Source organism: Tsukamurella sp. 8F, from assembly GCF_029167375.1.
Taxonomy (GTDB): domain Bacteria; phylum Actinomycetota; class Actinomycetes; order Mycobacteriales; family Mycobacteriaceae; genus Tsukamurella.
In genome coordinates this window covers 113,352-139,036 of record NZ_JARFTP010000001.1, presented here as the reverse complement: position 1 = coordinate 139,036, position 25,685 = coordinate 113,352, and the positions used below count along the sequence as shown (strand labels likewise).

28 protein-coding genes and 1 tRNA gene are annotated in these 25,685 nt (G+C 69.0%); 13 read left to right on the top strand and 16 right to left on the bottom strand.

What is annotated here, in order from left to right; all coding sequences use genetic code 11:
- Positions 1-254: 254 nt before the first annotated feature.
- From P0W64_RS00695 to P0W64_RS00675, 5 genes are all read right to left on the bottom strand, one after another.
- Complete coding sequence (locus P0W64_RS00695) at positions 255-1,241, bottom strand: MarR family transcriptional regulator (RefSeq protein WP_275478125.1); 987 nt, start codon at positions 1,239-1,241, stop codon at positions 255-257.
- Positions 1,242-1,588: 347 nt separating this feature from the next.
- The gene (locus P0W64_RS00690; protein ID WP_275478124.1) at positions 1,589-2,308 is read right to left on the bottom strand and encodes an MspA family porin; all 720 of its coding nucleotides are present in this window, start codon (positions 2,306-2,308) and stop codon (positions 1,589-1,591) included.
- A gap of 64 nt (positions 2,309-2,372) precedes the next feature.
- Positions 2,373-3,161 carry an MspA family porin gene (locus tag P0W64_RS00685; protein ID WP_275478123.1) on the bottom strand — a complete coding sequence of 263 codons (789 nt, stop codon included), beginning with the start codon at positions 3,159-3,161 and terminating at the stop codon, positions 2,373-2,375.
- 213 nt (positions 3,162-3,374) lie between these two features.
- Positions 3,375-3,752 carry a helix-turn-helix domain-containing protein gene (locus P0W64_RS00680; protein ID WP_275478265.1) on the bottom strand — a complete coding sequence of 126 codons (378 nt, stop codon included), beginning with the start codon at positions 3,750-3,752 and terminating at the stop codon, positions 3,375-3,377.
- Between the two features lie 402 nt (positions 3,753-4,154).
- Complete coding sequence (locus P0W64_RS00675) at positions 4,155-5,609, bottom strand: amidase (protein ID WP_275478122.1); 1,455 nt, start codon at positions 5,607-5,609, stop codon at positions 4,155-4,157.
- 101 nt (positions 5,610-5,710) lie between these two features.
- On the opposite strand from P0W64_RS00675, the gene P0W64_RS00670 reads away from it, so the two are divergent.
- Both P0W64_RS00670 and P0W64_RS00665 read left to right on the top strand, forming a co-directional pair.
- Positions 5,711-5,786 (top strand) — tRNA-Gly (locus P0W64_RS00670).
- Between the two features lie 120 nt (positions 5,787-5,906).
- Positions 5,907-7,547, top strand: coding sequence for a thiamine pyrophosphate-binding protein (locus P0W64_RS00665; protein ID WP_275478121.1), 1,641 nt, complete (start codon positions 5,907-5,909; stop codon positions 7,545-7,547).
- On the opposite strand, the gene P0W64_RS00660 is transcribed toward P0W64_RS00665, so the two are convergent.
- Genes P0W64_RS00660 through P0W64_RS00650 form a run of 3 tightly spaced genes read right to left on the bottom strand, consistent with a single transcriptional unit; the run spans position 7,544 to position 8,887 of the window.
- Positions 7,544-8,386, bottom strand: a complete 843-nt coding sequence (locus tag P0W64_RS00660) for a class I SAM-dependent methyltransferase (protein WP_275478120.1) — start codon at positions 8,384-8,386, stop codon at positions 7,544-7,546. The genes P0W64_RS00665 and P0W64_RS00660 overlap by 4 nt on opposite strands.
- On the bottom strand, positions 8,383-8,703 hold the full coding sequence (locus P0W64_RS00655) for a VOC family protein (protein ID WP_275478119.1): 321 nt from the start codon (positions 8,701-8,703) through the stop codon (positions 8,383-8,385). The genes P0W64_RS00660 and P0W64_RS00655 overlap by 4 nt, the downstream gene beginning before the upstream one ends.
- Before the next feature lies 1 nt (position 8,704).
- On the bottom strand, positions 8,705-8,887 hold the full coding sequence (locus P0W64_RS00650; RefSeq protein WP_275478118.1) for a CopG family transcriptional regulator: 183 nt from the start codon (positions 8,885-8,887) through the stop codon (positions 8,705-8,707).
- A 119-nt stretch (positions 8,888-9,006) separates the two neighbouring features.
- Between P0W64_RS00650 and P0W64_RS00645 the strand changes: the two genes are divergently transcribed.
- Both P0W64_RS00645 and P0W64_RS00640 read left to right on the top strand, forming a co-directional pair.
- On the top strand, positions 9,007-9,306 hold the full coding sequence (locus tag P0W64_RS00645) for a metal-sensitive transcriptional regulator (RefSeq protein ID WP_275478117.1): 300 nt from the start codon (positions 9,007-9,009) through the stop codon (positions 9,304-9,306).
- A 377-nt stretch (positions 9,307-9,683) separates the two neighbouring features.
- Positions 9,684-10,394: a hypothetical protein gene (locus tag P0W64_RS00640; RefSeq protein ID WP_275478116.1), complete on the top strand. Its 711-nt coding sequence runs from the start codon at positions 9,684-9,686 to the stop codon at positions 10,392-10,394.
- Between the two features lie 88 nt (positions 10,395-10,482).
- On the opposite strand, the gene zapE is transcribed toward P0W64_RS00640, so the two are convergent.
- Positions 10,483-11,520 carry a cell division protein ZapE gene (gene zapE, locus P0W64_RS00635; protein WP_275478115.1) on the bottom strand — a complete coding sequence of 346 codons (1,038 nt, stop codon included), beginning with the start codon at positions 11,518-11,520 and terminating at the stop codon, positions 10,483-10,485.
- 60 nt (positions 11,521-11,580) lie between these two features.
- On the opposite strand from zapE, the gene P0W64_RS00630 reads away from it, so the two are divergent.
- The 6 genes from P0W64_RS00630 to P0W64_RS00605 all read left to right on the top strand — a co-directional run bounded on the left by P0W64_RS00630 (position 11,581) and on the right by P0W64_RS00605 (position 17,700).
- Entirely contained in the window at positions 11,581-12,300 is a 720-nt protein-coding gene (locus P0W64_RS00630) for a dihydrofolate reductase family protein (RefSeq protein ID WP_275478114.1), read from the top strand.
- A 37-nt stretch (positions 12,301-12,337) separates the two neighbouring features.
- Entirely contained in the window at positions 12,338-13,894 is a 1,557-nt protein-coding gene (locus tag P0W64_RS00625) for an alpha/beta hydrolase (RefSeq protein WP_275478113.1), read from the top strand.
- A 23-nt stretch (positions 13,895-13,917) separates the two neighbouring features.
- Positions 13,918-15,180 (top strand): glycosyltransferase family 87 protein, encoded by a 1,263-nt coding sequence (locus P0W64_RS00620; protein ID WP_275478112.1) that lies wholly within the window; start codon positions 13,918-13,920, stop codon positions 15,178-15,180.
- A 9-nt stretch (positions 15,181-15,189) separates the two neighbouring features.
- On the top strand, positions 15,190-15,615 hold the full coding sequence (gene msrB, locus P0W64_RS00615; RefSeq protein ID WP_275478111.1) for a peptide-methionine (R)-S-oxide reductase MsrB: 426 nt from the start codon (positions 15,190-15,192) through the stop codon (positions 15,613-15,615).
- A 103-nt stretch (positions 15,616-15,718) separates the two neighbouring features.
- The gene (dcm, locus tag P0W64_RS00610; protein ID WP_275478110.1) at positions 15,719-16,879 is read left to right on the top strand and encodes a DNA (cytosine-5-)-methyltransferase; all 1,161 of its coding nucleotides are present in this window, start codon (positions 15,719-15,721) and stop codon (positions 16,877-16,879) included.
- Positions 16,876-17,700, top strand: a complete 825-nt coding sequence (locus P0W64_RS00605; protein WP_275478109.1) for a hypothetical protein — start codon at positions 16,876-16,878, stop codon at positions 17,698-17,700. The genes dcm and P0W64_RS00605 overlap by 4 nt, the downstream gene beginning before the upstream one ends.
- Here the strand turns inward: P0W64_RS00605 and P0W64_RS00600 are convergent.
- From P0W64_RS00600 to P0W64_RS00590, 3 genes are all read right to left on the bottom strand, one after another.
- Complete coding sequence (locus P0W64_RS00600; protein ID WP_275478108.1) at positions 17,605-18,921, bottom strand: radical SAM protein; 1,317 nt, start codon at positions 18,919-18,921, stop codon at positions 17,605-17,607. The two genes, P0W64_RS00605 and P0W64_RS00600, sit on opposite strands and share 96 nt — an antisense overlap.
- On the bottom strand, positions 18,921-19,109 hold the full coding sequence (locus P0W64_RS00595) for a hypothetical protein (RefSeq protein WP_275478107.1): 189 nt from the start codon (positions 19,107-19,109) through the stop codon (positions 18,921-18,923). Before P0W64_RS00595 ends, P0W64_RS00600 begins: the two co-directional genes overlap by 1 nt.
- Positions 19,110-19,215: 106 nt before the next feature.
- Positions 19,216-19,704, bottom strand: coding sequence for a MarR family transcriptional regulator (locus tag P0W64_RS00590; protein WP_275478106.1), 489 nt, complete (start codon positions 19,702-19,704; stop codon positions 19,216-19,218).
- A gap of 79 nt (positions 19,705-19,783) precedes the next feature.
- Between P0W64_RS00590 and P0W64_RS00585 the strand changes: the two genes are divergently transcribed.
- Both P0W64_RS00585 and P0W64_RS00580 read left to right on the top strand, forming a co-directional pair.
- Positions 19,784-21,001, top strand: a complete 1,218-nt coding sequence (locus tag P0W64_RS00585; protein WP_275478105.1) for an NAD(P)/FAD-dependent oxidoreductase — start codon at positions 19,784-19,786, stop codon at positions 20,999-21,001.
- A 126-nt stretch (positions 21,002-21,127) separates the two neighbouring features.
- Complete coding sequence (locus P0W64_RS00580) at positions 21,128-21,763, top strand: helix-turn-helix transcriptional regulator (protein WP_275478104.1); 636 nt, start codon at positions 21,128-21,130, stop codon at positions 21,761-21,763.
- Here P0W64_RS00580 and P0W64_RS00575 read toward each other — a convergent pair.
- Positions 21,760-21,936 carry a hypothetical protein gene (locus P0W64_RS00575; RefSeq protein ID WP_275478103.1) on the bottom strand — a complete coding sequence of 59 codons (177 nt, stop codon included), beginning with the start codon at positions 21,934-21,936 and terminating at the stop codon, positions 21,760-21,762. The two genes, P0W64_RS00580 and P0W64_RS00575, sit on opposite strands and share 4 nt — an antisense overlap.
- Before the next feature lie 82 nt (positions 21,937-22,018).
- Here P0W64_RS00575 and P0W64_RS00570 point away from each other — a divergent pair, with 82 nt between their 5' ends.
- Positions 22,019-22,498 (top strand): MarR family transcriptional regulator, encoded by a 480-nt coding sequence (locus tag P0W64_RS00570; RefSeq protein WP_275478102.1) that lies wholly within the window; start codon positions 22,019-22,021, stop codon positions 22,496-22,498.
- Positions 22,499-22,602: 104 nt separating this feature from the next.
- Here P0W64_RS00570 and hemQ read toward each other — a convergent pair whose 3' ends face one another.
- Genes hemQ through hemE form a run of 3 tightly spaced genes read right to left on the bottom strand, consistent with a single transcriptional unit; the run spans position 22,603 to position 25,626 of the window.
- A complete protein-coding gene (gene hemQ, locus P0W64_RS00565; RefSeq protein ID WP_275478101.1) occupies positions 22,603-23,304 on the bottom strand; it encodes a hydrogen peroxide-dependent heme synthase in 702 nt (233 codons plus the stop codon).
- A gap of 4 nt (positions 23,305-23,308) precedes the next feature.
- Positions 23,309-24,589: a protoporphyrinogen oxidase gene (gene hemG, locus P0W64_RS00560; protein WP_275478100.1), complete on the bottom strand. Its 1,281-nt coding sequence runs from the start codon at positions 24,587-24,589 to the stop codon at positions 23,309-23,311.
- Complete coding sequence (hemE, locus tag P0W64_RS00555) at positions 24,586-25,626, bottom strand: uroporphyrinogen decarboxylase (protein ID WP_275478099.1); 1,041 nt, start codon at positions 25,624-25,626, stop codon at positions 24,586-24,588. The genes hemG and hemE overlap by 4 nt, the downstream gene beginning before the upstream one ends.
- Positions 25,627-25,685 lie beyond the last annotated feature (59 nt).

Genomic DNA, 25,685 nt, shown 5'->3' with positions numbered 1-25,685 from the left:
GCCGTGCACGGCCTGCAGGGCTATGCGAGTCGACCGGTCAGATACCAGGCGGTCAGCGCTGCGGCGGAGCCAACGACCGATAGCCGCGCGCGGGGCCGCCACCGTCGGACCCGGCTCCTGCTCGTCGAAGCCCACACGGCTCCCGTACTGCGTCCCCCATATCTCGGAACGGTGACAGGCGTTCGGCCTGCCTGCCCGTGGATCGCTACGGTCAGGACCGCACGGCACCGCTGGTGCGGCGATCCAGGGCAGCCCTAGTGGGCTACCAGCGCGTCACCCAGGGCGGTGCGGCGGTACACGACCGCGCGACCGTGCCGAGCGCGCTCGACCAACCCGTTCGCGTGCAGCACCTTCAAGCTCTGGGAGATCGCCGAGGCGGACACGCCCAGCCGGCGGGCGAGTTCCCCCACGGCGAGGGGATCGTCGAGAGCAGCCAGAGCGTCGGCTTTAGCAGCACCGATCAGGCGGGGAAGAGCGTCGGACACCGCGGGACGCGGACTGTCGTGGAGTGTAGCGGAACCCCTTGCGGGATAACCGATGTGCGGCACCGTACGGATGCGGTCGTGTGCGGTAGTCACCCGACCGACGAAGACGCTGGGAAGCAGCGTGAGCCCACGCCCGGCAGACTCCACCCGACCGGAGGAGCCGCCGCACGACACGTCGACCGAGAGGGTTCCGTCGCGGTTCCACGCGACGCGCGGAGTGAGGGAATCGAACAAGCGCGTCGGGCCACCGATCGCGATCTCCCTCCCCCGGTATGCGATGTCGGCCTCGAGGATCCGGTCGATCGCGGGCCAGTAGGGCGCGACCGCCGCTCGGTGGTAGCCCTCCAGCGCCTCCGCGATACGGGCCGCCGCGTCGCCCCCATCCAGGAGCCGCGCAAGCAGGGAGTTCATCGGCCCCCCTTCGGCGAGGTCCCCGAGTTCGCGCTCGACGGTGGCGATCTCGGTCGCCGCCACCGCAGCGAGCTGGTCATCGAGGCTGGGACGCATCGACACAGTCGCCCCGAACGGGGTGAGGAAGTCCGGCACCTGCCGACCCGACGGGGACACGAGCGCGGCGATCAGCGCGCTGTCGTAGTCGGCACGCCGAGCCTCTGTTGCGACGCGCCACGCTGCGAGGTGCTGAGCCTCCCGATGCGCACGCGCGAGATGGAACAGGCTGAACACTGTTTCGTTCAACGGCGACAGCACGAACCGGACGTCGGATAGGTCCGCGACGTCCAGGACGTAGGTCAACACCGCGACGCTTTCGGTCTCATCTAAATCATTGGAACCCACACCGAGGCCGCGTGTCTACTCGAAATATGAGCGAGTACCGGACTTTTCAGAAACTGACGGCGGATCCTGTTGCGGCAGCCGCGTATGCACGTGTCGCAGACCTGTACGACGAGGCGGCGCGCAGGCCACCTCCTCCGAGACGCACCGGCATCAGATCGGCGATCGCGATGGCGCTGCGTACTACGGCGGAGAGGATCGAGCCACGCTGCGCGCCAAAGGATCCGGCTCGCCCGGCGCGGCCGGTGGCCTGACGCCCCCCACGCTCGTCCCCGGTGCCACACCACCGGGGACGAGCAGACACCCGGGATTCAGCCCAGAGTGAAGGGCTTGCCCCAGAGCACCGCGGTGCCTTCGGAATTGCCGACCTGGCCGGTCACGTAGGCGTAGAACCGCGCCTGGGCGTAGCCGGCGCAGCCGTCCACTCCGATCGTGGTGTCCGACCAGCTGAGCGAGCCCGAGTCACCATCGAAATCGAAGCTGCTGGAAGGCTTCTGCCAGCCCAGCGAGTCGGGGCTGGACGGGTTGAACTCGTCGCCCGCTTTCGGGAACTTGGGCTTGTCGAGGGTCAGGGCCTGGGTACCGATCGTGCCGGCCTCCAGCTCCATCGAACCCGACGATGTGGCCTCGCCCTTGGGCGAGACCGCCGCCCCGTCGGCGCTGCTGATGGAAACGCCCGAGTCACCCGACGCGCCGAGCTTGATGTTGGTATCGCCGATCGCGACCTGGCATCCGACGACATAACCGGCCTGGATCGTCCCGTTTCCAGGCTTCGCGCCCTTGATGGTCGCCCGGACGGTGCCCGAGACCCACGCGTTGCGCGTGCTCGGCAAGGCGACCATGCCCGGCGAGAGCTTGGCCGACTGCCCGGTCGCGGTCACCGTGATGGCTCCGCCACCGATCCGCTGTGTCACGGATCCGTTGGGTAGTGGGATGAACGTATCGGCATCGGCCGCGCCGGACGCGAGACCCGCGACGGCGGTTCCGGCGACCACGGCGGCGGCGGCGCCGCGCAGAACGATCTTCTTCATGATGTCCCCTTCGAGGAATGATGCGCCCGACAGGTGGGCGCGCGTCAGCTTCGCGAAACCGCCGTCAGCCCAAGCTGAACGGCTTGCCGTACAGGTATCCCTGGACTCGGTTGCTCCCCTTGAGCTCCACCCACGTGACGACCCGAGCCTGCGCGTAGCCGCTGCAGTTCTCGAAGTTCACGTCGTAGTCCTTGACCGAGACGTTGTAGGTCCCGTCCTTCTTGATGGAGACGTTGTCGAGCACGCTGCTCCACGGGTAGTCCTTGGTGTTACCGGTGACTCCCTTGGTGGTGCCGGGGGACAGCGGGATATCGAGGCCACCCTTGACACCGCCCAGCGACGCGCCCACCTCGGGGCTGGGGTCACCGAGGAGGTTGCCGGTGCCGGCAGTGGCCCCGGGCCCGGTCACCCCGAGGGACGCACCGATTGCGCCCGGGAACTGGCAGCCCGACATGAGCGAGACGTTCAGAGTGCCGTCGACGTCCTTGCCGGCACCCTTCACGTCCACCGAACCCGTGGAGGACACCCAGGTGGTGCGGGTCTGTGCCGTCGCAAGGGACGGCAGGATCTTCGCGTGGTTGTTGGTCGAGCGGAGCTTCACGCTGAACTCGCCTGCAGTAGCTACCTGCTTCTCGCCGTTGGGCAGCGGCACATACGTGTCCGCGTGGGCCGTGGCGGTGGACAGCACCGTGGCCGCGGCGACCGCCGCGACGACTGCTCCAGTACGTGGTGTGGGCACGCATTCCTCCTGCTGGTACGCCCGGATTCCGGGCCGGCGATCGCCGTACGCCACGAGGGTTCGGCTGATGTCGGCGACCACCATGAACACGAGTCGGGGTGTCTGAGGACGCATGCGCCCCGCAGTCGGCCGACGAACGCAGCGAACGGCGCCTGAACGGTGATTGGATCGAGCCGACAGCTCAGACACAGGCCGAGCTGATTCCCCACTCGGCGTTCTCCCAGGAAAGTACGTTAACCGATCCGTTCGAGCCTGGCAGCACGTGACCATCGGCGTCGTCCGTGTCGTCTCGAGATCACTACTCCGCACCGGCCGTTCGGCGGGCTACTACTGAGCTGGGAGGTCCGGTTCCGGCGGCAGTCCCTGCTGCTCTCGCAACACCCGGACGAGGTCGTCGACCAGTCCCGCCGCGTCGGGCGCTAGGTCCGCGTGCCGGAAGGCGGCCGCGAAGACGTTCGGGTCCGAATGCAGCCGCATGAGGTGGATCTGCTCACGCGTGCGTTCGCGTGCGTCCCGCGTCAGGAAGAAATGGATGTCCACACCGAACGCCGCGGCGATGCCCTCGACAGTGCGGAACGACGGCGACTTCGCCTTGCCGCTACGCAGCTGGCTGAGATACGACTCCCCCAGCTTGAATCCCAGCGCGGCGGCCTTCTGCGAGATCGCCTTCGCGGTGTAGGGACGCCCGTCCGGCGAGGGCACCATCCGGAAGAGGTCCTCCAACCGATCGGCGAATTCCTGCCCGGTAGCGAACTGCTCACCGCGCGCAAAGCGCGCAGCGCCGCCGGCGACCGGGTTCGGCCCCTCGCCCACGTACCGCTCCCGGTTGCGATCGATCGCTTCCATCAGGCCGTCGCCCCTTACCTGCGGAGCCGAAACCGCCCCGCGCCACGCGCATCTCGTCGTCGGTAGAAAAGCACAGTGCGGCGCGAAAGCGTGAATCCACACAACCCCTATCACGGAACGGGATACCAATCCGAACCATGATGTGTCGGCGTTCCTCGCCTTCTGACCTGCGAAAACAGTGAACACCGGTACGCGCCAGCCGGGAAGCAGATCTTCGTCACAGTCCATCCTGCATTCTCTGTGCAGACGCGTGCAGTCCAGTCAGCGCGAGGGCGGCACGAACCCGCCGATCTCGCGCTCCAGCAGTTCGGCGAGCCGAAGCACCGTGTGGTCGGAGAACATCGGCCCGACCAGCTGAACTCCGACCGGAAGCCCCTCGGACGTGCGTCCCGCGGGCACGGCGGTCGCAGGCAGACCTGGCATGGTCGCGAGCCCGGCCCACACCAGCTGATCTCCGAACGGGTAAGGAACACCGTCGATGTCGACGACGCGGCTGGTGACATCCGGTGTTCGGTCGTGTTGAAAGGCCGGCGTGGGAGTGACGGGACAGACGACCGCATCGAACTCACGGAACAGCGCCCGCCAGCCTGCCCGGTGGACCTCCCGCCGCCCGGCCGCGGTAGCCCAGTCGCGGTACGTCGCGACCGCGCCGCGAAGTGACGCAGCACCGGTACCGGAAGCGTCCGCCGGCAGTCCATCCGCCACCTCGCGCATGTGCGCATACGCCGCATCCGGGAGGCCGGCCGCCAAGGTCGCCATCAGCATCTGCATATACAGTTCCGCGGCCTCGTTCAGATCGGGCGCGAGAGCACTCTCGCGGCGAACCCGTGCGCCCGCGTGGGTCAGCGCCGACGCCACACCGTCGACGGCGGTGCGCACAGCCGCGGACGTAGGGATCACGGGATGTTCATCGAGGACCAGCACACGGAAATCGGCTAGCCGATCGTGCCGCGCCCCGGGTAGATCCAGCCGGAACGCGACCCCCTGGGTGAGCGGGTCCGGACCGGCCATCACATCGAACAAGAGGGTGAGGTCCCGCGCCGTGCGGGCGAGTGGTCCGACGACCGCGAGCTCCCGGTCCGACGGCAGGGCCGGGGCGGGCGGCGGCACGTGACCGCGATTAGCTACGACGCCGAAACTCGGCTTGTGTGCGTAGACGCCGCAGAAGTGGGCCGGGGTGCGTAGCGAACCGGCGATATCCGATCCGAGGGACAGCGGCCCGTACCCGGACGCCAGGGCCGCGGCAGACCCGCCCGACGACCCGCCGGGACTCCGGCCGAGATCCCACGGATTGTTCGTCGCGCCGTAGATCTCGTTGAAACTCTGCAGATCTCCGAGCATGAGCGGCACGTTGGTCTTACCGAGTACGACCGCACCGGCGTCCTTCACTCGCGCAACAGCGACCGCGTCTTCATGCGGCACGAAGTCGCGGAACTCCGGCATGCCCCACGTCGTCGGCAGCCCCGCGACGTTGTACGACTCCTTCACGGTGATCGGAAGTCCGAGCAGGGCGCGTTCCTCGCCGCGACCCCGGGCCCCGTCGGCGGCGCGGGCGGCCTCACGCGCGTTGTCGAAGTCGCGGACGCACACGGCGTTGACCTCGCCGTCCTCCGCTTCGATACGCGCGATCGCGTCATCGACGATCTCGACAGAGGACACCTCCCCGGCCCGCATAGCGTTCAGAAGCTCCACCGCAGACCGGAACTCGTTCGCCATGGCCACGACGATACGCGCGCTGGGCGCGGTGACCACCCGGCGATTCGACATTCGCCCGGTGGTCGCCTAATCTTCATTCCCGCACCGCCGACGCGGCGCATGCGGATGTAGCGCAGTTGGTAGCGCATCACCTTGCCAAGGTGAGGGTCGCGGGTTCGAATCCCGTCATCCGCTCCACATATCGGCTACAGTGCTCAGCGTCCGGCCTTCCCACCGGTGCTCGGAAAAGGGGCACGTAGCGCGTACCGCGCGAGACATATACGGCCACAAACCCGTTCATGTCTCCGAGGTTTCAACATGCCATCCGTATCCGCACACGTCGCGCTGACCCTCGCGGCCCACGTCGACGACGTCTTCGGCGTCATGGGTAACGGCAATGCCCACCTGCTCGATGCACTGGCGCGCGACACCGACGCCGTCTATACGGCCGTCCGGCACGAGGCCGGCGCGGTGGTCGCCGCCGACGCGTACTTCCGCGCGTCGGGCCGCATCGCAGCCGCGACGACGACGTACGGCGCGGGGTTCACCAATATGCTGACCGCGCTCGCCGAGGCGGTCCAGGCGCACGTACCGCTCGTCCTCCTGGTCGGCGACGAGCCCACTCCGGGGCCGCGTCCCTGGGACGTCGACCAGATCTCGCTCGCCTCCGCAGTCGGCGCCCGCACGTACACCGTGGGCCGCACCGATGCAGCGGCCACTGTCGTCATCGCGCTGGAACATGCACTCGCGTACCGGGTTCCGGTCGTGCTCGCCATCCCCTACGACGTCGCGACCGTCGACGCGGGCCCGGTACCGGCGGTACCGGGGCCCCGACTTCCCCCACCGGTCCGGCCGTCAGGCGAGTTCGCGCACGGCACGATCGAGCGCCTCGCGCGCGCACTCGACGACGCCGAGCGCCCCCTGCTGCTCGCCGGACGCGGGGCATTCCTTGCAGGAGCCGGCCCGGCCCTGCGCGCTCTGGCCGACGCGACCGGTGCGCTCACCACGTCCACGGCCCTCGGCCGTGGCATCTTCGATCCTGCCTACGACCTAGGCGTCGCAGGCGGTTTCGGAGCGGATGCCGCCATGGCGACGGTCCGGGAGGCCGATGTGGCGGTGGTCTTCGGCGCGTCGCTCAACCAGTTCACGATGCGCTTCGGCGAGCTCTTCGGGCCACGGACCCAGGTATTCCAGGTGGACGTCGCGGGCACGCCGACCCATCCGAACGTCTCCGGTTTCGTCCGCGCCGATGCCCGCGTCATCGCCGAGCACCTGGCGGCCGCCGTAACCGCGCACGCCCGTGGGTGGCGCGATCGCTTCGATACCAAGGCATTACGCGCGTACGACCCCGGCGACGCCACAACACCGGACGGGCTCCTCGACCCCCGTGCGGCGGCACGGCTGATCGGGGAACTGCTGCCCGCCGACCGCATCGTCGTGTCCGATGGTGGCCACTTCATCGGGTGGGCCAACATGTACTGGCCCGTTGCCGGGCCCGACCGGATGATGATGGTCGGCACCGCCTACCAGTCCATCGGCCTGGGCTTTCCCAGCGTCGTCGGAGCTGCGCTCGCACGGCAGGAACCCACGATCGTGCTCACGACCGGCGACGGCGGCGGCCTGATGGCGCTCGCGGACATGGAGTCGGCGGTGCGCGCGGCGTCCGGACGCGGCATGGCGGTCGTCTGGAACGACGCAGCGTACGGCGCCGAGATCCACGTGTACGGCCGAAAGGGTCTCGCCCAGGAGCCGATGCTCATACCGCAGGTCGACTTCGCCGCGCTCGCGATCGCCGTCGGCGCGCAGGGCGTGGTGGTGCGCACGCCGGCCGACCTCGAGCCGCTCGCCCGCTGGACCGCAGAGGACCCGGCATCACGCCCTTTCCTGCTGCTGGACCTGCGGGTATCGCCCACTGTCGTCGCGCCGTACCAACAGGAGATCCTCCGGGCCGGCGGCTAATCACCCACCCGGGCGACCAGGAACTCCTCGCCGTGCGACGGGACCAGGCCGTCGGCGCGACCTGCGAAATAGCGTTCGGTGAGTTCCTCGGTCGAGACGCACCGTGCCTCGGCGAAACCGGCATCGCGCGCGAGGGCGATCGCGTCCTCGGGCGTATAGAATGAGATGAACGGGGTCCCGTTACGCGCCGCACCCGCCATGGCGATCTCACGGAGCTCGCGCGCCGCGCCGACGAGCGACTCCGTCGGCGGCTGGAACGTCATGGCGAACTCGGTGCCGCGCGCGAACCGGGCTACACGCGCCAGCGAGTCCATCGTCGCCTCGCGCGTGAGATACATGGAGACTCCCAGGGATGCGACGACGGCGGGCCGCGCGGGATCGAATCCCGCTGCTCGGAGCCCGGCAGGCCAGTCGCCGTCGCTCTCGAAGTCGACGGGCACGAACGTCGGCGCCGGAAGCGCGAGCTCGGCGAGGCGCCCGCGCTTCCACTCCTGCGGCTCGGGCCTATCGATCTCGAACACCCGAACCCGCACGCGGGGACGACGCTGCACGAACGTGTCGACGCCCGCTCCGAGAAGGACGTACTGTTCGACGCCGGAATCCACCACAAGGTCCTCGACGAATCGCGAGCGCGTCGCGATCCAGGCGCGCATACCGCGCGTGAAGGCGGGGTCCATATCGCCCCGCGCGCGCCAGCCGTCTTCGGGCGCGAGGAGCTCGAGCCCGACGGTGTCCTCCAGCACCGGTGGCGCGTCTAGTTCGGTGTGCAGCGCCCGCCACAGGGCGGTTCGCGCGGAGGTGTCCTCAGGACCGGCCTCGCGCGCAGCCTCGCCCGTCATGCGCCCACGCTCTGCAGAGTCCACTCACGCCCGTCGGGATCCTGCACAACGGCCTCGCGGGTGCCGTAATGCGTATCTGTGAAGTCGACGCCTGCGGCGCCCTCCGCGGCGACGCGCAGGACGACCTGTGTCTGAGGTTCCTGGTCCTGCGGCACCTCTGCGACGAACAGGTAGGGGCCGCCCGACGGCGCACGCAACCGACCCGAGCTGTGGTCGGTCTCGAAATCGAGCTCGAAGCCGAGATCTGTGAAGAACTTCGCCGCAGCGCCCCAGTTGTGCGTGGTCAGGAATACGGCCTCGATGCCGGATGCGGTCATGTCAGTGCCTCTCGTCTGATGAATCGGATGGGTCTGATGCGTCGGCGGGCCCGGCGAGATGCGCGCGCAGCGCCTCGGCCACGAGCGCCGAGAGCGACTGCTCGGTTTCGACCGCCCGGAACTTGACCTGCTTGATCAACCCCACGGGGAGGTACACGTTGAACTGCTTCACCTCGTCCGACACGCTAGTATGCTAGCACACTAGCCCGACGGTTCCGTCGGCACGGAATATACGGTAGGGGGGTATTGTATTGAGACAGCCAGAGGAGGATTACGGACACCCCTCAGCCGTCAGGAGCAGCAATGACCGAGCATCACCACCACGGGTACATCCAGGGCAAGGACGACTACCTCAAGCGACTGCGGCGCATCGAGGGGCAGGCCCGCGGACTGCAGCGGATGGTCGAGGAGGAGAAGTACTGCATCGACATCCTGACCCAGGTGTCGGCGATGAACAAGGCGCTGCAGGCTGTCGCACTCGGCCTGCTCGAAGACCACATGAGCCACTGCGTCGTCGATGCGGCACGCGCCGGCGACGAGGCGGAGACGGCCGCCAAGATCAAAGAGGCGACGGACGCGATCTCGCGACTCGCCCGCTCTTGAGAGCGTCGACCCGAGTCCGGATCGCCGCAGAACAAGTAACCCAGGTCCGTTTCATTCAGCAGTACACGGATCGGCAACCTGGATTCACAAGCATCGGAGCGTGCGCTATAGTCATCCCGTCGCGCATGTGATCCAAGTCTCAGCGCGGCGCCCCACCCTCACCCTGTCGCCCGCCCGGGCCACCATCCCCGGGCGGGCGACGTGATTTCACGCACCGTTGCACCGGAATTCTTGTGGCGAGTATCACACTCTACTATTCACGCTAGTGAAGTGGGGCTTTTCGGAATTTTGTCTCGGGAGTTGCTTCAAGACCTTGGAACCAGCCCCGGGTATTCGCTAGCGTCAATTCGAACACAACCGGGCTAAGGAGTTCTGAAGTGAATACACAGTTCCGCAAGATCGCCGTTGCCGCGGTGGCCGTTGCCGCCACCGCATCCGTCGCCACCGCCTGCTCGCAGGCGAAGGACGCGGCAAGCAATGCCACCGCCGCTGCGGGTTCCGCCGCCGGCCAGGCCACCGCGGCCGCCGGATCCGCTGCGAACAAGGCCACGGAGGCCGCGGGTAGCGCCGTCAACGGCGCTAAGAGCGCGGGCAACTCCGCCGGGGCAGAGGCCTCGGGTGCCGCGGGCTCCGGCGCCGCGGGCGCGTCGGGTGCCGCCGAGTCCGGCGCCGCAGGTGCGTCGGGCGCCGCAGGCGGCGAGGCCAAGCCGGCGGTGACCTCCACGGAGATCAAGTCCGAGAGCGGACAGGCCCTGTCGATCACGAACGCTCCCATCCTCGCCGAGTACGCCAAGTACGGCTACGCCGAGGGCCACCTCGGCGCACCGCAGGGCGCCGTCTGGACCACCCCCGACGGCAAGGGGAAGGCGCTGACGCTCAAGGGCGGCACGATCTACTGGAGCGAGGGCTCGGGTGCGCACGTCGTGCACGGTGAGATCGGCGACAAGTGGGGCACCCTCAAGCACGAGGCGGGCAAGCTCGGCTACCCCACCGGCGACGAGGTCGACGCCGACGGCGCGATCACCCAGAAGTTCCAGGGTGGCGAGATCACCTTCAAGGGCGGCGAGACCACGGTCACCTACAACTGATCGATCCGTCCCAGACGTTCCCCCGGTTCCCCCGGCTCACCCCCGCGCGTGCGGGTGGGCGGGACCCGGGGGAACCGTCGTCTACGGACTAGTCCGCGGCGCGCGCTGCGTCCGCGGACGCGAAGCGAGAGAGTGCGAGCAGGCGGGAGGTCGCGCGCAGATACTTCTTGCGATAGCCGCCCGCGATCATCTCGGGCGTGAAGATCTCGTCGAGCTTCGCACCGGAGACCAACACCGGGATGGACGCGTCGTATAGCCGGTCGGCGAGCACGACGATGCGCAGGGCCACCGTCTGGTTCGCCGCCGGGTGCACTCCCGAGATGCAGACCTTCGACAGTCCCGCCACCAGCTGCTTGTACTTCGATGGATGCAGCTTGCTCAGGTGCTCGCTCAGCGCGTCGAAATCGTCGAGCGAGGCGTCGGGATCGGCTTCGGCGATTGCGATCAGCTCGTCGTCCGTGAGCGGGTCCGGCGCCGGCGGGAGGTCACGGTGCCGGTAGTCCGGCCCGTCGACGCGCACGGTCTGGAACACCGACGACAACTTGTTGATCTCGCGCAGGAAGTCCTGCGCGGCGAACCGGCCCTCGCCCAGTTGCCCAGGCAGCGTGTTGGAGGTGCACGCGATCGATACTCCACGTCCGGACAGATCCGTGAGCAGACGGGACATCACCATCGTGTCGCCCGGGTCGTCGAGCTCGAACTCGTCGATGCACAGCACCGAATGGTTCGACAGGTACTCGACGCACCGGTTGAAGCCGAGCGCACCCACGAGGTGCGTGTATTCGACGAAGGTACCGAACGCCTTCGGCCCGGGCACACTGTGGAAGATCGACGCCAGGAGGTGTGTCTTCCCGACGCCGAAGCCGCCGTCCAGATACAGGCCGACGCCTTGGGCCGGCTGGCTCTTCCGCCCGAACAGTCCCCGTTTGCCCGACGACTTCGCGAGCTTGTTCACGGCCGCCGAGAAGTCCCGCGCCTGCTGCACCGCCTCGGCCTGACTGGGCTCGTTGGGGTCGGGGATGTAGCTGTCGAAGCTGACCTCGTGGAACATCTCGGGCGGGACGAGCTCGTCCACCATCTGCTCGGGGGTCACCGACGGGGTGCGGTCCACAAGGTGCAGAGTCATGCGCCACAGGATATCTGCAGCTCGCGATGGCAAAACCGGTGGGCTCGGTACGCTCGGGCGGTGCCGACCGTCGAACCCCACACCACACAGACCATCGAACCGCTCGGCGATGACCGCCGTCTTGCGGAGTTGTATGCGCATCCCGCTCCCGAGGGCCGCGCGTACGTCCGCTCGAACTTCGTCGCCAGCCTGGACGGCAGCATCCAGGTACCGGACTCGCGTGGACACCTGACGTCGGGAGACCTGGGGGGCGATGGCGATCACCGCGTGTTCGCCGCACTCCGGGCGGCCGCCGACGTGGTACTGGTCGGGGCCGGCACGGTGCGCGCCGAAGACTACGAGACCCCGGACCGGCCGGCGATGGCGATCGTCACCGCGGGTGGCCTGCGCCCCACGCCCCGGCTCTTCCCGCACGACGGGCCGCGTCCTCTGGTGTACGCACCCGAGGGGGCCGACACCGCCGCGCTGGCCGATGCCGGGGCCGTGGTGGTGGCCGCCGGTGACGGCCGCGTCGACCTCGCACTGGTGCTCGCCGACCTGTACGGCCGCGACCTCGGCAGGGTCCTCGCCGAGGGTGGGCCCGGTCTGCTCGGGCAACTCGTCGCCGAGAGTCGGTTGGACGACTACTGCCTCACGATCGCGCCCCGGCTCGTCGGCGGCGACGGCAAACGCCCCACCGACGGGCCCTTCGCGCCCGACGGGACGTGGGCCCGCGCGCATCTACTCGCCGACGACGAGGGCTACCTGTACGGCCGCTGGCTGGCCCCGCGGCGCGCGTAGCCCGACCGCGACATGCGCACCCCCTAAGGTGGTGCGCATGTCGCGCCGCCGGACTCTCCGCACCACCACCGCGCTGCTCGCCGTCGCGGCGACCCTCGCGGCATGTGCGCCCGGACCGTCGCCGGCGCCGCCGTTCATAACGGGACTCGGCGACCAGGGCGCACCCGCGGCGTCGTCGAAAGCGCCGGCGCCGGCGCCGGCCTGGAAAGCGCCAGCCGCCGACTCGATCGCCTGGCGGGACTGCGGCGACGAACTCGGGCGGCAGTACGGGACAGGCGCACCGGTCGGTTCGGTGACCGTCGAGTGCGCCAGCATCCGCGTCGCGCAGGACCCGTCGGCGACGGGGGGCGACGAGATCGAGATCGGCCTGACCCGCGCGTCGTCGTCGACAGCGCCGAAGGACGCAGCGCCGCTGGTGTTGGTGGGCGGCACGACCTTCACGTCTGATCGCGCGCTACTCACCCTCGCATCGTCGGACGCGCCGCTGCTCGCCGAACGCCCCGTCGTGGCGGTCGAGCGGCGCGGGCTGGGCCCGGACTCCGCCGTCTCGTGTCTCACGCCCTCCGCGCAGGCGACGCTGCGGACAGGCGGGGCGCCCGGCGCGGTCGCCGCACGCTCCAAGGAGATCACCGCCGCGTCGACCGCGGCCGCCACGACGTGCTCCGACAAGCTCACCGACAGCCAGACGCTGTTCACGCCCGCCAACGCGGCCGCAGACCTCGATGTCCTGCGGAGCACCTGGGGCGTCCCCGCGCTCGGCCTTCTGTCGGTGGGCGACGGATCGACCGTCGCGCTCGCGTACCTTGCCGCACACCCGGACCGCGTCGCGCGACTGGTGCTCGACTCCCCCGTCCGGTACGGCGGCGACCTCCGCGACCGGGTCGAGGACGCCGCGAAAGGCACCGCCGCCACGCTCGCGTCGTTCGCCACGCAGTGCCGGGCGGTGGCCTGCGCACTCGGCGCCGACCCGACCGGGGCCGTGAGGGACGTTTTCGCGAGGGCGCAGGCGGGCACGCTCGGGGTGTCGGACACGGAGTTGCTACAGGCCGTCACCGCGGCGCTGGCCATCGGTCCGGGCCCACAGAGCGCGCGGGTCTCGAAGGTCGCGACCGCTCTGGCGTCGGCCCGGGCCGGTGACGACGCGGGACTGCGCGGGCTCGTCTCCGACGCCCAGGCGGCCGCCGACAGCGACGGTCAGTACGTGTCCCGTTGCTCGGACACCGGCCAGAAGCCGTCGCCGGACCAGGTGTCCACCGCGGCGGCCGACTGGGAGAGGCGATATCCTCTCGGTGGCCGGGCCGCCGCGCTGTCGATGCTCGACTGCAGCGCGTGGCCCGCCGTCGCCTCGCCGCCGGCGCCGCGCAGCGCCCGGGTTCCGACAGTCGCCCTCCTGCCTGCCAACGACCCGCTCACCTCTCGCGACGCCATGACCGGCCTGTCCGGCCAGTTCCTCATGGCCGGCACTCGGCTCGCTGCGGTCGAGTGGTCCGGCATCGGCGACGGTGCAGTCATGCGTTCGACCTGCGCACAGCAGGCGATCGCCCCCTATCTCGACGATCTCGACTCGCCAGCGACGGGCGCCTGTCCGGCGTAGTGGCCGCACGGTACGGTTTCCGCGTGTCCGTTCCCGATACCGAGGCCGTGCGCGAGCGCGTCGCCGACGCCCGCGCGCATCTGAAGGCCGACCCGGCCACCATCGTGAAGGCGATCGCATGGCCGATCGCGATCATGACCATGGTCCAGAGGCTGGTCGTATTGGTGCCGAACCGCGCCAGGACCGACGACTTCACGACGGTGTACCGCGCGGCGGTGCGATTCCTCAACCATCAACCGGTGTACGTCGAGAACTACATAACGGTGGATCCGCACTACCTCTACCCGCCTTCCGGGACACTGCTGATGGCGCCGTTCGGCGTGTTCAATCCAGACCTGGCGCGCGACATCTTCGTCGGGTTGAGCACGATCGCGCTTCTGATCGCGCTGTACGTGATGATCCGGATGTTCGGATTCGGGCTGGGGTCCGCGGTCGCGCCGGTTGTGCTGTTCGTCGCGTTCACGTCCGAGGCGGTCACCGACACGCTGCTCTTCACCAACTTCAACTGCTTCATCTTCCTGGCCGAGGTCGTGACGATGTCTCTGCTGCTGCGGCGTCAGGCGCTGTGGGCCGGCATCCCACTCGGCCTCTCCCTCGCGGTGAAGCCGCTGCTCGCGGTGCTCTTCGTGCCGATCCTCCTGAAGCGCGAGTGGTGGAAGTCGATCCTGTCGTCCGCGGTCGTCGTGATCGTGCTGATGGCCGCCGGTATGGGGCTCGCGGACGACCCCGGCAGCTTCTGGAAGCGCACGCTGCCGTATCTGTCCGAGGGACGCGACTACTACAACAGCTCCATCGTCGGGAACGCCGGCTATTTCGGGCTGCCCGACTACCTGGCATGGGGCATGCGCATCGTGCTCGGGCTGATGACGGTGGGATCGCTGTACCTGCTGTGGCGGTACTACCGCCGCGAGAACGAACTGTTGTGGCTCACGACGTCGACGGGGCTGTTGCTCACCGCCTATTTCCTTCTGGGCCCCCTGGGACAGGGCTACTACTCGATGCTGATGTTCCCCATGCTGATGACGGTCGTCTATCGGGCCTCGGTGATGGGCACATGGCCGGTCTGGCTCGCCGTGTACGGCTTCCTCTCGTACGACCAGTGGGCGTCGCAGAAGTGGCTGGCTTTCGGGCGCTCGGCTGCCTTCATCAAGTGCACACTCGGGTGGTCACTGCTGCTGATCGTGCCGTTCTGTGTACTGCTGTACCGGTACCTGGACGCTCGCGCCGAGGACCGCCTCGACGAAGGCATCGACCGGCCGCTGGCGCCCTCCGCCGCGTCTGGTTAACGTGGATTCATGAGCTCTGACGCATCCTTCCGCCCCAAGCTGGAGCTGACCGATTCCCAGTGGCGGGAGAAGCTGACACCCGCCGAGTACCGCGTGCTCCGCCAGGCCGGCACCGAGGCACCGTTCGTCGGCGAGTACACGGACACCAAGACCGAGGGCGTGTATCGCTGTCGGGCCTGCGATGCGGAGTTGTTCCGCAGCGACACCAAGTTCGAGTCGCACTGCGGCTGGCCCTCGTTCTTCACCCCCCTTGCCGGCGACGCCGTGATCGAGCGCGCCGACGATTCGATGGGCATGCGCCGCGTCGAAGTGCTGTGCGCCAACTGCGGCAGTCACCTCGGGCACGTCTTCTCCGGCGAGGGTTACCCGACGCCGACGGACCAGCGCTACTGCATCAACTCGATCTCGCTCAAGCTGGAGCCCGCGACCGACTGACCTCGCGGTTCCCGAAAGGTGTCGTACCTCGCCGCTACGGTTCCCATTGTTTCGAGGCCCGGGTCGGTAGTCTTGCCACCCGAGATGTGATGGAGGACTTGGCGTGGGACGTCGTGCGGTAGGCCTGTTCGCGGGCATCGGTGGGCTCGAGATCGGGCTGGCCGAGCACGGATGGGAGTCGGAGCTGCTGTGCGAGCTCGACCCCGCCGCCACGGCCGTGCTGACGCACCGATTCCCCGGAGTAGAGCACCACGCCGACGTCACCACCCTGCGCTCGCTACCGTCCGGCACCGAGCTCGTGATGGCGGGGTTTCCGTGCCAGGATCTGTCTCAGGCCGGGCGCACGGCGGGCATCACCGGCGAGCGCTCAGGCCTCGTCGACGAGGTGTTCCGGCTCGTACGCCGCAAGGCCGGGCCACGCTGGCTGCTGCTCGAGAACGTACCGTTCATGCTGCGCCTGGACCGCGGGGCCGCCATGGGCCATGTCACCTCCGCGCTCGACGCCCTCGGGTACCGCTGGGCGTATCGCGTCGTCGACGCGAGGGCGTTCGGGCTGCCCCAGCGGCGCCAGCGCGTCTTGATGCTCGCTTCCCGTACCGAGGACCCACGCGAGGTCCTTTTCGGCGACGACGCAGGTCCGGTTCCCGAAGGCTCGCCGGACGCCCACCCGTGCGGCTTCTACTGGACCGAAGGCACTCGCGGGCTGGGTTGGGCCGTCAACGCGGTTCCCACTCTCAAGGGCGGCTCGGCCCTCGGCATCGCGTCGCCGCCCGCGGTGCGGACGCTCGGCGGCGCCATCGTCACGCCCGGGATCGTCGACGCCGAGCGGCTGCAGGGCTTCGACCCGGACTGGACGAGGCCGGCGCTCGAGCTGCCCGGCGTACGTGCCGGCCAGCGATGGAAGCTGGTCGGTAACGCGGTCAGTACCCGCATGTCGTCGTGGGTGGGGCACCGCCTCGATGCGCCGCTCCCATACGACCCGTCATCGGATCTCGAACTCGCACAGAGTGACCCGTGGCCCGATGCCGCGTGGGGGTCGGGCGGGCGGTCATACGCCGCCGCCGTGTCGACGTGGCCGGTACACCACCCGTACGAAGACCTCGACGGGTTCCTCGAGGAGTCGCGGCCGCTCTCCGCGCGGGCCACCGCCGGATTCCTCAAGCGGGCGCGGGCGGGTTCGCTGCGCTTCGTGCCCGGCTTCCTGGGCGACGTCGAGACCCACCTGGAGCGGATGCTGGGCACCGCCGGGGAGGAAGTGGCGTGACGGGCCTGTTCCCGCCACTGCAGTTCGCGCTCGACGCGGCCGAGCCGAAACCCGAGCCCGAGGCCGACCGCGCAGACAAGAAGAATTACGCACAGAAGCTGTCGAATGCGTTGGCGCAGACCGTCGCCGACGCCCTACGACCGATGTATCCCGACATCACGCCGACCGCCACGGGCGCCGGGCAGGAGGCGCAGATCGATGTCGTCAAGGGCCGCAAGAAGCTCGACGTCAAATCCGTCGACCCGAATCTCGGCCTGGTGCTGTGTGTTTCGATAAAGACGTACAGCTTTCCCGACTTCAGCGGCAAGACGGGACGCGCGGGCCGATACACCAAGAACATCGTGCGTAACGACCACGAGTTACGTGGCGAAGCGATGGTGCTCCACCAGCGCCAGCCCTACAGCGTGCTCGTCGCGGTGATGTTCGAGCCCTACGCCACGTGCGGCGACGGCAACCCCGATCGCGCAGGCCAAGCCGGGCAGAGCTCGTTCGCCAAACACGTCGAAACCCTCGCCAAGCGCTCCGGGCGCGGGCGGCGTGCCGTCGTGGGTGGCCCCGAGGGCATGTACGTCGATCTGGGCGCGGAGGACACGCGCCACGACCTGTTCGAGCGGGTGTTCATCGGGCTCTACGAGGTCGACGGACCGGACCGCGGCACCGTGCGCTTCTTCGACGCCGAGCAGGCGCCCCCACGCTGCGGCCGGCCCGCCGACGATACGACGCTGTCATTCGACGAGTTCGTCTCCGAGATACACCGGGAGGTCGCCCGCCGTAACCGCCTCGCCCCTACTTGGTCGGACGCCGACGCGGACTTCGACTGACCCGCAGGTCTTCCGTCGGCGGAGCCGTGGATCCCCTTCCCCCTCACGGCCCGGGGCGAACCGGTGTACCACCGCCTCGACCGCGGCGAAGAACGCCAACTCGTCCCAGCAGAGCACCGATGGCCGCGTCGACACCCCGAGGGGCGACGAACGGATCCGGCCGGGGAGGAAACCACCACCGCACTGTGCCCGGAACCGGCATGGGCCGCACTCCGTCGGCAGCAGCGCGTCCAACGCGAGCAGGTCGCCGAACACGGCGTCTGTGTGGAGTTCGCAGACGGCATGCGTGTGCACCGATCTATCCGTGCGAGCCGCCGAGTCCCCCGCTACCCGGAAATAGTCCGGGTAGCAATAGGTTCCGTCGGTATCGACGCCGAACAGGGGAATCGCATCGTTGACCAGGGAGTCCGGATGGCCGTGTCCGCCCAGAAACAGGCCGATCACCGAATCGAACAGCCGGATGCGGACGCTCGGGTCATCGCGTCGAATCCACTCGAAGAACACGTCCGTCAGCCACGTTCCATAGCGGGGACGCTGCCGATAGGCACCCTCGTCGGCAGCGTCGCCCCACGGTGGATGCTCGGGGGTGTACTCGATCGGCCACAGAAGGTCGACTCGTGTGACCGGTAGTTGCTCGATCCAGTCCAGGAACTCGACGGGATCGATGGACGGGTCCATCACGCATAGGAAGCCGCCGAGGATATCGCCACCGCCCCTCGTCACGAGGTCGCCGATCGATCGGAGCACCCGATCGTAGCTACCACGGCCACGTCGATCGACCCGATGCGCGTCGTTGAGGTGGCGCGGGCCGTCCAGGCTGACCCCCATGTGGGCGCCCATGGCACGAAGCCACCCGATGAACTCATCGGAGAAGGGGCGCAACCCGTTCGACTGGATACCCACGTCGATGGCGACACCGGATGCTCGGGCGGCATCGATCGCGTGCCCCAGGTCCCTGAAGTGTCCCATCGGCCAGAGCGAGGGCTCTCCGCCGTGCAGCACGAGCTGATACCGGTGGCCCCCGCCCCGCTGACCGTCGTACTCCGCGATCCGCGACACGAGTCGCTGCGCCGTCACCGACGACATCATGTTCGGCAGCGCGGCCTGACTGGTGTCCGCGAGGTTGAACATGTAGCAGTAGTCGCAGTCGAGATTGCAGAACGACGTCAGTTTGGCGACGACGACCGAGAACCCTCGTGGGCCCGGCGGAGAGACGCTCATCAGACAGGACTCACGGCTGCCGCTGCCTGGTCCCATCCGATATGCAACGTGAACTCGAAGCCCGATTCCTCGGCCGCGGACGTCGCCCGCGTGAGCTCGGCTGTCACGATCTTGTTCCGCTCCGCCTCGCTGATGTCCTTCGGCAGCTGGACGTTGGTGGTGAGCACGCGCGAGATGCTGGTGGCCACGGTTACCTCCTCGATGATGTCGCCGGAATCCCCGGCGGCATCAGCTCACCACCATGGGTCCGCCGGCGCCTCATCCATGTAGACGATCTTTCAACGCCCAGGCACGTCAGGCGCGGGGATAGGGCGAGCGGGCACGCAGGCGATCGACGTGTATCCGCTGGAACTCCGTTGTCGCGGTGAGGAATTCCGCGACCAAGCCGAGTTGCTGCGAGGTATAGCGCGACAGCAGGTCGCGCTGCCCCTCCGCGAGCAGCGGCGCGAGCACCTCCGCGGAACGGGCCACGACGGCATCCGTCGCGCGCACGACGAGCCGGCGGCGATCCGTCGGATGCGGACTGCGGGTCACGTAGCCGCGCTGCTCCAGGCGGTCGAGCATGCCTGTGACGCTCCCCGTCGTCAGCCCGAGACGGTCGGCCAGGAGCCGTGGTGTGGCTCCGTCGGGCTCGTCGCGCATCAGGACCTCGAGGCATCGGAGGTCCGTCTCGTTCACGCCGAGCACCCGCGCGCACTCGCGGTCGAAGTCGTCGACGGCGGCCTGATAGTCGGCGATTGCGCGCCCCAGTCGATCGCGAACATCCTCGTCATCACTTGACATACGAGCTACTTACCTTTCAAGCTATATATCACTCGGTAACCAAGCAATCGAGTTGCCAAGCTAGTGAGGAGTCTCCCACATGACCCACGTCCTGATCATCGGAGCAGGCATAGCCGGGCCCGTCCTGTCGATGGCGCTCTCGCGTGTCGGCATCGAATCGACGGTCTTCGAGCGCGACGAGCACGGCGCGTACCAGCGTGGCGGCTGGCTGACGTTCCAGGCCAACGGCATGGACGCGCTGCGCGCCATCGACGCCGCCGGCCCCGTCGAGGACCTCGGCTATCCGCTCGACACCATCAGCTTCGTCAACGGGCGTGGGCGCGCACTGGGCCGGATGCCACTGGCGGCGACACGTACCGACGGCCAGGAGTCGCTCATGATGCCACGAGCAGACCTGTACGCCGCGTTGGGCGATGAGGCCGCACGACGGGGAGCCCGCGTGGAATACGGCAAGCGCCTGGTCACCGCCCAGCGAGTCGACGGCGGCGTGCGCGCGGAGTTCGCCGACGGGTCGACGGCGACGGGCGACGTCCTCGTCGGCTGCGACGGCATCCACTCCCCCGTGCGCACCCTCATAGACCCGGATGCCACGGCCCCGCGCTATATCCCCGTCCTCAATGCCGGGGGCTACATCCCGAAATTCGAGGTGGACGTGCCGGCGAAGGAGTTCCGGATGCAGTTCGGCACTCGGTGCTTCTTCGCATGGGCACCCACGCCCGACGGTGGCACGGTGTGGTTCGCGAATCCGCCGATGGCGCACGAACCCGAGCGTGGCGTGCTGTCGACGATGTCCGACGCCGACTGGCGCACCTGGCTGCACGAGCTCATGGACGGCGACGTGGGTCCCGCACACGAGATCATCGACGCCGCACCCGGGCCACTGTTCGGCTGGGCCACCTACGACCTGCCCGTCGTCCGACGATGGCACGACGGCGCATCCATGCTGGTGATCGGCGATGCTGCGCACGCGACCTCGCCTGCGGCGGGCCAGGGCGCGTCGATGGCACTCGAGGACGCCGTCGTCCTCGCGCAGTGCCTGCGCGACACGGGCTGCGCTCGCGACGCCGGCCGCGCCGGGGCAGCGTTCGGAACGTTCGAATCCCTACGCCGCGACCGCGTCGAACGCATCGTGAAGCAGGGCCACCGCGGTTCCTCCGCCAAGGCCGCCGGTCCGGTGGCGCGACACGTACGGGACATGCTGTTGCCGTTGATGTTCCGACGGGCCGAGAGAGACGGTGGCAAGTCCATGCAGTGGTTGCAGGGGCACCACATCGACTTCCAGCAACGGGTCTCGTAGCGCCGCCTCCCGCGTTCGGACACCTCATGAGGCACCTGCCGACGAGCGAGCGGGTCGAGTAGCCGACTACGCGCACCCCCGTGCCGGATCCGGAGGGACAATCGTGCGGTCACATCGGGAGGTCTCATGGACGACGCGCAACAGTCCACCGACGGCGAGCGGACCCGGCCCTCGGACACGGAGACCGGGACCGGGGTCGTCTACGAGAACGCCGACCGGGCGATGCTGGTGGTCGACGAAGCTCGAAGGATCCGGGTGACTAACAACGCCGCACGATTGCTGCTCGATAACGAGGACGGGCTCTCCATCGATGCCCACCACACGCTCCGGAGCCCCGTGCGGACCGCTCCCGGGCTGCAGGTCGCGGTCACGCGCGCGACGGTGCGCACCCCTCGGGCGACGACCGCCGTCATCTGTCCGCGCCGCTCGGGCGCACGGCCCTATGTCCTCACCGTCTCGCCGCTCGGCCCCGCCCACGGCAGCGACCGGCGCGCCCTCGTCGTCATCCACGACCCGGCGCTGCCGACGCGTGCCCCGGCCGCGGTGCTGCTGCGGCAATACTTCCGTTTGACGGCGTCGGAGGCCCGTGTGGCCCGGCATCTGGCGCGCGGCGAGGATATCGCCGAGATAGCCGCTGCCTTGGGGATCGCGCGCACCACCGTCCGGACCCATCTACAGCACGTGTTCGACAAGACGGGCACGTCGCGGCAGGCCGAACTGGCGACACTGCTGGGCCGATTCCCGCCCGAGGCAGTCGCCTAGCGCCGCTTGGGCACCAGCCCGAACCACGACGCGAGACGCTCGAAGGACCGGGCCGTTCGTTCGCCCGGCTCCTCGGGCTGCGGACCGGAGTGCTTGTCCCGCCCCACGATCCAGCTCAGTGGGGAACCGACGAAAGCGTCCAGCACCCGCCTGCCTGGCGCACTGTTACTCATAACGACCTCCCGATGTTCGACTGCCGAGCACCAGCATGCCGGGCTCTATGCTTGATTGTCAAACACTGCTACTGTCGGCAGCATGGGACGCGACGAGTTACTGGTAGCGATCAGCGCAACGATGGCGGACATCCAGGCCGCACATGACGACCGCGACCGGCTCCTCGCCGATCGGCTCGGCGTGGGCCGCACCGATCTGCGATGCCTCGACGCGATCGTGCGGCACGGGCCGCAGACCGCCGCCGACCTGGGCCGCACTCTCCATCTGACGCGCGGCTCGATGACCACCCTCGTCGATCGCCTGGAGCGGCAGGACCTCGTCGAGCGCCGTCCCGACCCCGATCACGGACGACGCAAACTCGTATGTCCTACAGCGGAACTCATCGATCGGATCGCCCCGCTGGTAGGCCACCTCTCCGACACCGCACATGCCGAGCTGACAGACTACACCGATCGACAGCTCGCCGTCGTCGCCCGCTTCCTCGACACGACGCTGGCGCGACAACGCTCCATCGTCGATGGTCTGGCGATAATGGAGGCACCCTGTGACGCTGCTCCCTAGTAGTCCTCTGCCTCCCACCTGGTATCAGAGGTGGGAGGCAGAGGACTACTAGGGAGGGGCCTAAGACGTGGAAACGGCGGCCGGAACCGATGCTCCCCAACCACTTACGGTAACGCAGCGATGAGCTCACCTATGTCGACGCGCGGACCCGTGAAGAACGGCGTCTCCTCGCGCGTGTGACGGCGGGCGTCGGTGGCACGCAGGTCACGCATGAGATCGACGATGCGGTCGAGCGCGGGAGCCTCGAAGGCGAGCAGCCACTCGTAGTCGCCGAGTGCGAAGGCGGGCACCGTGTTCGCTCGCACGTCGGGGTACGGACGCGCGCCCATGCCATGCTCGGCGAGCATGCGGCGGCGCTCCTCGTCCGGCAACAGGTACCACTCGTAGCTCCGCACGAACGGGTACACGCAGATGTAGTCGCCGGGATCCTCGCCGGCGATGAACGCGGGGAGGTGGCTCTTGTTGAACTCGGCCGGCCTATGCAGCGCGGCGGACGACCACACGGGCTCGCTCGCCTGACCGAGTAGTACCCCGCGGCGGAAGCGGTTGTACGCGGCCTGAAGATCCTCGATCCGCTCAGCGTGCCACCAGATCATGAAGTCGGCGTCGGCGCGCATGCCGGACACGTCGTAGACGCCGCGCACCACCAAGTCGCCCTCGGTGATCTCCGACAAGAACCGCTCGGCGTCCGCGGCGGCCTCCGCGCGCTCGGCTTCGCCACCCAACTCCCCGGGCCGCACCGCGAACACCGAGAACATCAGGTACCGGAGAGTCGAGTTGAGCTGCGCGTAGTCGAGTTTCGCCATGCCCTCATCCTGCCACTCGCCGCTGGAGCAGCCGCGCGACGGCCCGGTCCGCCCGGGCCACACAGGCAGGTACCCCGACACCGTCGAAGTAGGCACCCACCAGCGTCAGGCCCTGCGGCGTGGCGGCCTCGATCTCCGCGACCCGCTGCAGGTGTCCCGGTGTGTAGACCGGTATGCCCTGATACCACCGCTGCACCGTGGCCGCGACCGGCGTCGCATCGACCCCGACTGCAGCGGCCAGGTCCGCGCGGGCGATGGCCACGAGCTCATCGTCGGGCAGCTCCACCGCCCGGCTCACCCCCAGCCGCCCCATCGACACCCGGACCACGTTGCCGGGCCGCACACCGGCGCCCCACTTCTGTGTCGACAGGGTGAACGCCTTCGCAGTGAGCACCTCGCCCGACGCCACGAGCACACCCGATGCGTCGGGGAAATCGACGTCGTCACCGAATGCGAGGGACACCATCGCCGAATCCGCAGCCGGGACTCCAGCCAGGAGCCGAGCCAGCTCGGGGGCGTGCGAGCGCGTCAGCCGGGCCGCCTGCGAGGGCGGCACCGCGAGCACGACCTCGTCGAACAACCACCCACGCAGCATCCACCCCGGACGGAGCTCGCCGACGGGCGCGCCCAGCACCACCGACCCGCGGAGCCGCCGGACGAGTGCATCGAGCAGCACCTGATAGCCGCCGCGGAAGGCGCCGAACACCGGACCGGCTCCCGTACCGGCACTCAGCACGTCAGTCACCGCCGCCGTCAACGACGGCGCGCCCGCATCCAGCCGGGCCGCGACGGCGGGTACCGCCGCCCGGAGCGAGACGTCGTCGGCGTGCGCCGCGTAGACGCCGGACACCATGGGATCGACCGAACGCGCGACCACCTCGTCACCGAGCCGCGAGCGCACGAAACCGCCCAGCGACACGTCCTCGTCACGCCGCCACGCGAGCGGTGCGTCGACCTCCCGACCGAAACCCGGGATCCCCATCACCGACCGGGGCTCGAACGGGCGCAGTGTGCCACCCGCATAGACCAGCGGCCGCCGGCCGACCGGCGACACCACCTGATCCGCGAGGCCGAGTTCGGCGGCGAGGTCCATGACCTCGGGGCGCCGCCGCAGGAACGCCTCGGCCCCCACGTCGACGGTCCGCGACCCGAGCGTCGCCGACCGTAGCTTGCCGCCGACCCGGTCCGAGCCCTCGAAAACCGTGACGCGACACCCCGCCCGGCTCAACCGGTAGGCCGCGACCAGGCCGGAGATCCCGCCACCGATGACGGCGACGGTGGTCACAGCGAATGCACCAGATCCACGACTCGGGTCAGGACCGTCGGGTCCGTGGCGGGCAGCACCCCGTGTCCGAGGTTGAAGATGTGCCCCGTCGCTCCCGCGGCGATCGCGGCATCGGCGTCGGCGCACACGCGCCGCACCTGCGACTCGACAGCGTCCCACGGCCCGAGCAGAACGGCGGGATCGAGGTTCCCTTGGAGCACCCTGGGCCCTACGCGACGCGCGGCGGACGCGAGCGGCACTCGCCAGTCCACCCCGACGACGTCGGCGCCCGCATCCCCCATGGCGCCCAGCAGCTCGCCCGTCCCCACGCCGAAATGCAGCATCGGCAGCGCGGTGTCGGCAAACGCCGCGAAAACCCGCGCCGAGTGGGGCAGCACGAACTCGCGGTAGTCCGCCTCGGACAGGGCACCAGCCCAGGAATCGAACAGCTGGAACGCCTGGATGCCGGCGTCGGCCTGCGCCCGCAGGAACACGATCGCGATGTCCGCGAGCCGATCGAGCAGATCGTGCCAGGTCTCGGGATCCGAGTACATGAGGGCCTTGGTGCGCTCGTGGTTGCGGCTGGGCCCGCCCTCTACGAGATACGACGCAAGCGTGAACGGCGCCCCCGCGAATCCGATCAGCGCCGTCCCGCCCAGCTCCGCGCGCAGCAGCCGCACGGCCTCGGCCACGGGCTCTACCTGCTCGGGTGCCAGCACCGGTAGGGAGGCGACGGCCGCGACATCGCGCACCGGACGCTCGATGACCGGCCCGACGCCGCTGACGATATCCAGGTCGATCCCGGCGGCGCGCAGCGGCACCACGATGTCGGAGAACAGGATCGCTGCGTCCGTCCGGTGTCGGCGCACCGGTTGCATCGTGATCTCGCAGACCAGGTCGGGCCGGAAGCAGGAGTCGAGCATCCCGATCCCCTCACGCACCCTGCGGTACTCGGGCAGGGACCGGCCCGCCTGCCGCATGAACCAGACGGGGCGCCGCGCGGGCGACTCTCCGCGGGCGGCGGCGAGGAGCGGGTTGACGACGGTATCGGTACTCATCAGGTCTCATCTTGGCAGACGCATGGGCCGGGTCGGCGCGCCTCCTTCATCGGCCCCGC

What these genes read in the sequence shown, in the direction of transcription:
- P0W64_RS00690 (WP_275478124.1), bottom strand. Translation starts at nt 2,308, where the DNA reads ATGAAGAAGATCGTTCTGCGCGGCGCCGCCGCCGCCGTGGTCGCCGGA.
- P0W64_RS00685 (WP_275478123.1), bottom strand. Translation starts at nt 3,161, where the DNA reads ATGCGTCCTCAGACACCCCGACTCGTGTTCATGGTGGTCGCCGACATC.
- P0W64_RS00680 (WP_275478265.1), bottom strand. Translation starts at nt 3,752, where the DNA reads ATGGTGCCCTCGCCGGACGGGCGTCCCTACACCGCGAAGGCGATCTCG.
- P0W64_RS00675 (WP_275478122.1), bottom strand. Translation starts at nt 5,609, where the DNA reads ATGGCGAACGAGTTCCGGTCTGCGGTGGAGCTTCTGAACGCTATGCGG.
- P0W64_RS00665 (WP_275478121.1), top strand. Translation starts at nt 5,907, where the DNA reads ATGCCATCCGTATCCGCACACGTCGCGCTGACCCTCGCGGCCCACGTC.
- P0W64_RS00660 (WP_275478120.1), bottom strand. Translation starts at nt 8,386, where the DNA reads ATGACGGGCGAGGCTGCGCGCGAGGCCGGTCCTGAGGACACCTCCGCG.
- P0W64_RS00655 (WP_275478119.1), bottom strand. Translation starts at nt 8,703, where the DNA reads ATGACCGCATCCGGCATCGAGGCCGTATTCCTGACCACGCACAACTGG.
- P0W64_RS00645 (WP_275478117.1), top strand. Translation starts at nt 9,007, where the DNA reads ATGACCGAGCATCACCACCACGGGTACATCCAGGGCAAGGACGACTAC.
- zapE (WP_275478115.1), bottom strand. Translation starts at nt 11,520, where the DNA reads ATGACTCTGCACCTTGTGGACCGCACCCCGTCGGTGACCCCCGAGCAG.
- P0W64_RS00625 (WP_275478113.1), top strand. Translation starts at nt 12,338, where the DNA reads ATGTCGCGCCGCCGGACTCTCCGCACCACCACCGCGCTGCTCGCCGTC.
- msrB (WP_275478111.1), top strand. Translation starts at nt 15,190, where the DNA reads ATGAGCTCTGACGCATCCTTCCGCCCCAAGCTGGAGCTGACCGATTCC.
- P0W64_RS00600 (WP_275478108.1), bottom strand. Translation starts at nt 18,921, where the DNA reads ATGAGCGTCTCTCCGCCGGGCCCACGAGGGTTCTCGGTCGTCGTCGCC.
- P0W64_RS00590 (WP_275478106.1), bottom strand. Translation starts at nt 19,704, where the DNA reads ATGTCAAGTGATGACGAGGATGTTCGCGATCGACTGGGGCGCGCAATC.
- P0W64_RS00585 (WP_275478105.1), top strand. Translation starts at nt 19,784, where the DNA reads ATGACCCACGTCCTGATCATCGGAGCAGGCATAGCCGGGCCCGTCCTG.
- P0W64_RS00580 (WP_275478104.1), top strand. Translation starts at nt 21,128, where the DNA reads ATGGACGACGCGCAACAGTCCACCGACGGCGAGCGGACCCGGCCCTCG.
- P0W64_RS00575 (WP_275478103.1), bottom strand. Translation starts at nt 21,936, where the DNA reads ATGAGTAACAGTGCGCCAGGCAGGCGGGTGCTGGACGCTTTCGTCGGT.
- P0W64_RS00570 (WP_275478102.1), top strand. Translation starts at nt 22,019, where the DNA reads ATGGGACGCGACGAGTTACTGGTAGCGATCAGCGCAACGATGGCGGAC.
- hemQ (WP_275478101.1), bottom strand. Translation starts at nt 23,304, where the DNA reads ATGGCGAAACTCGACTACGCGCAGCTCAACTCGACTCTCCGGTACCTG.
- hemE (WP_275478099.1), bottom strand. Translation starts at nt 25,626, where the DNA reads ATGAGTACCGATACCGTCGTCAACCCGCTCCTCGCCGCCGCCCGCGGA.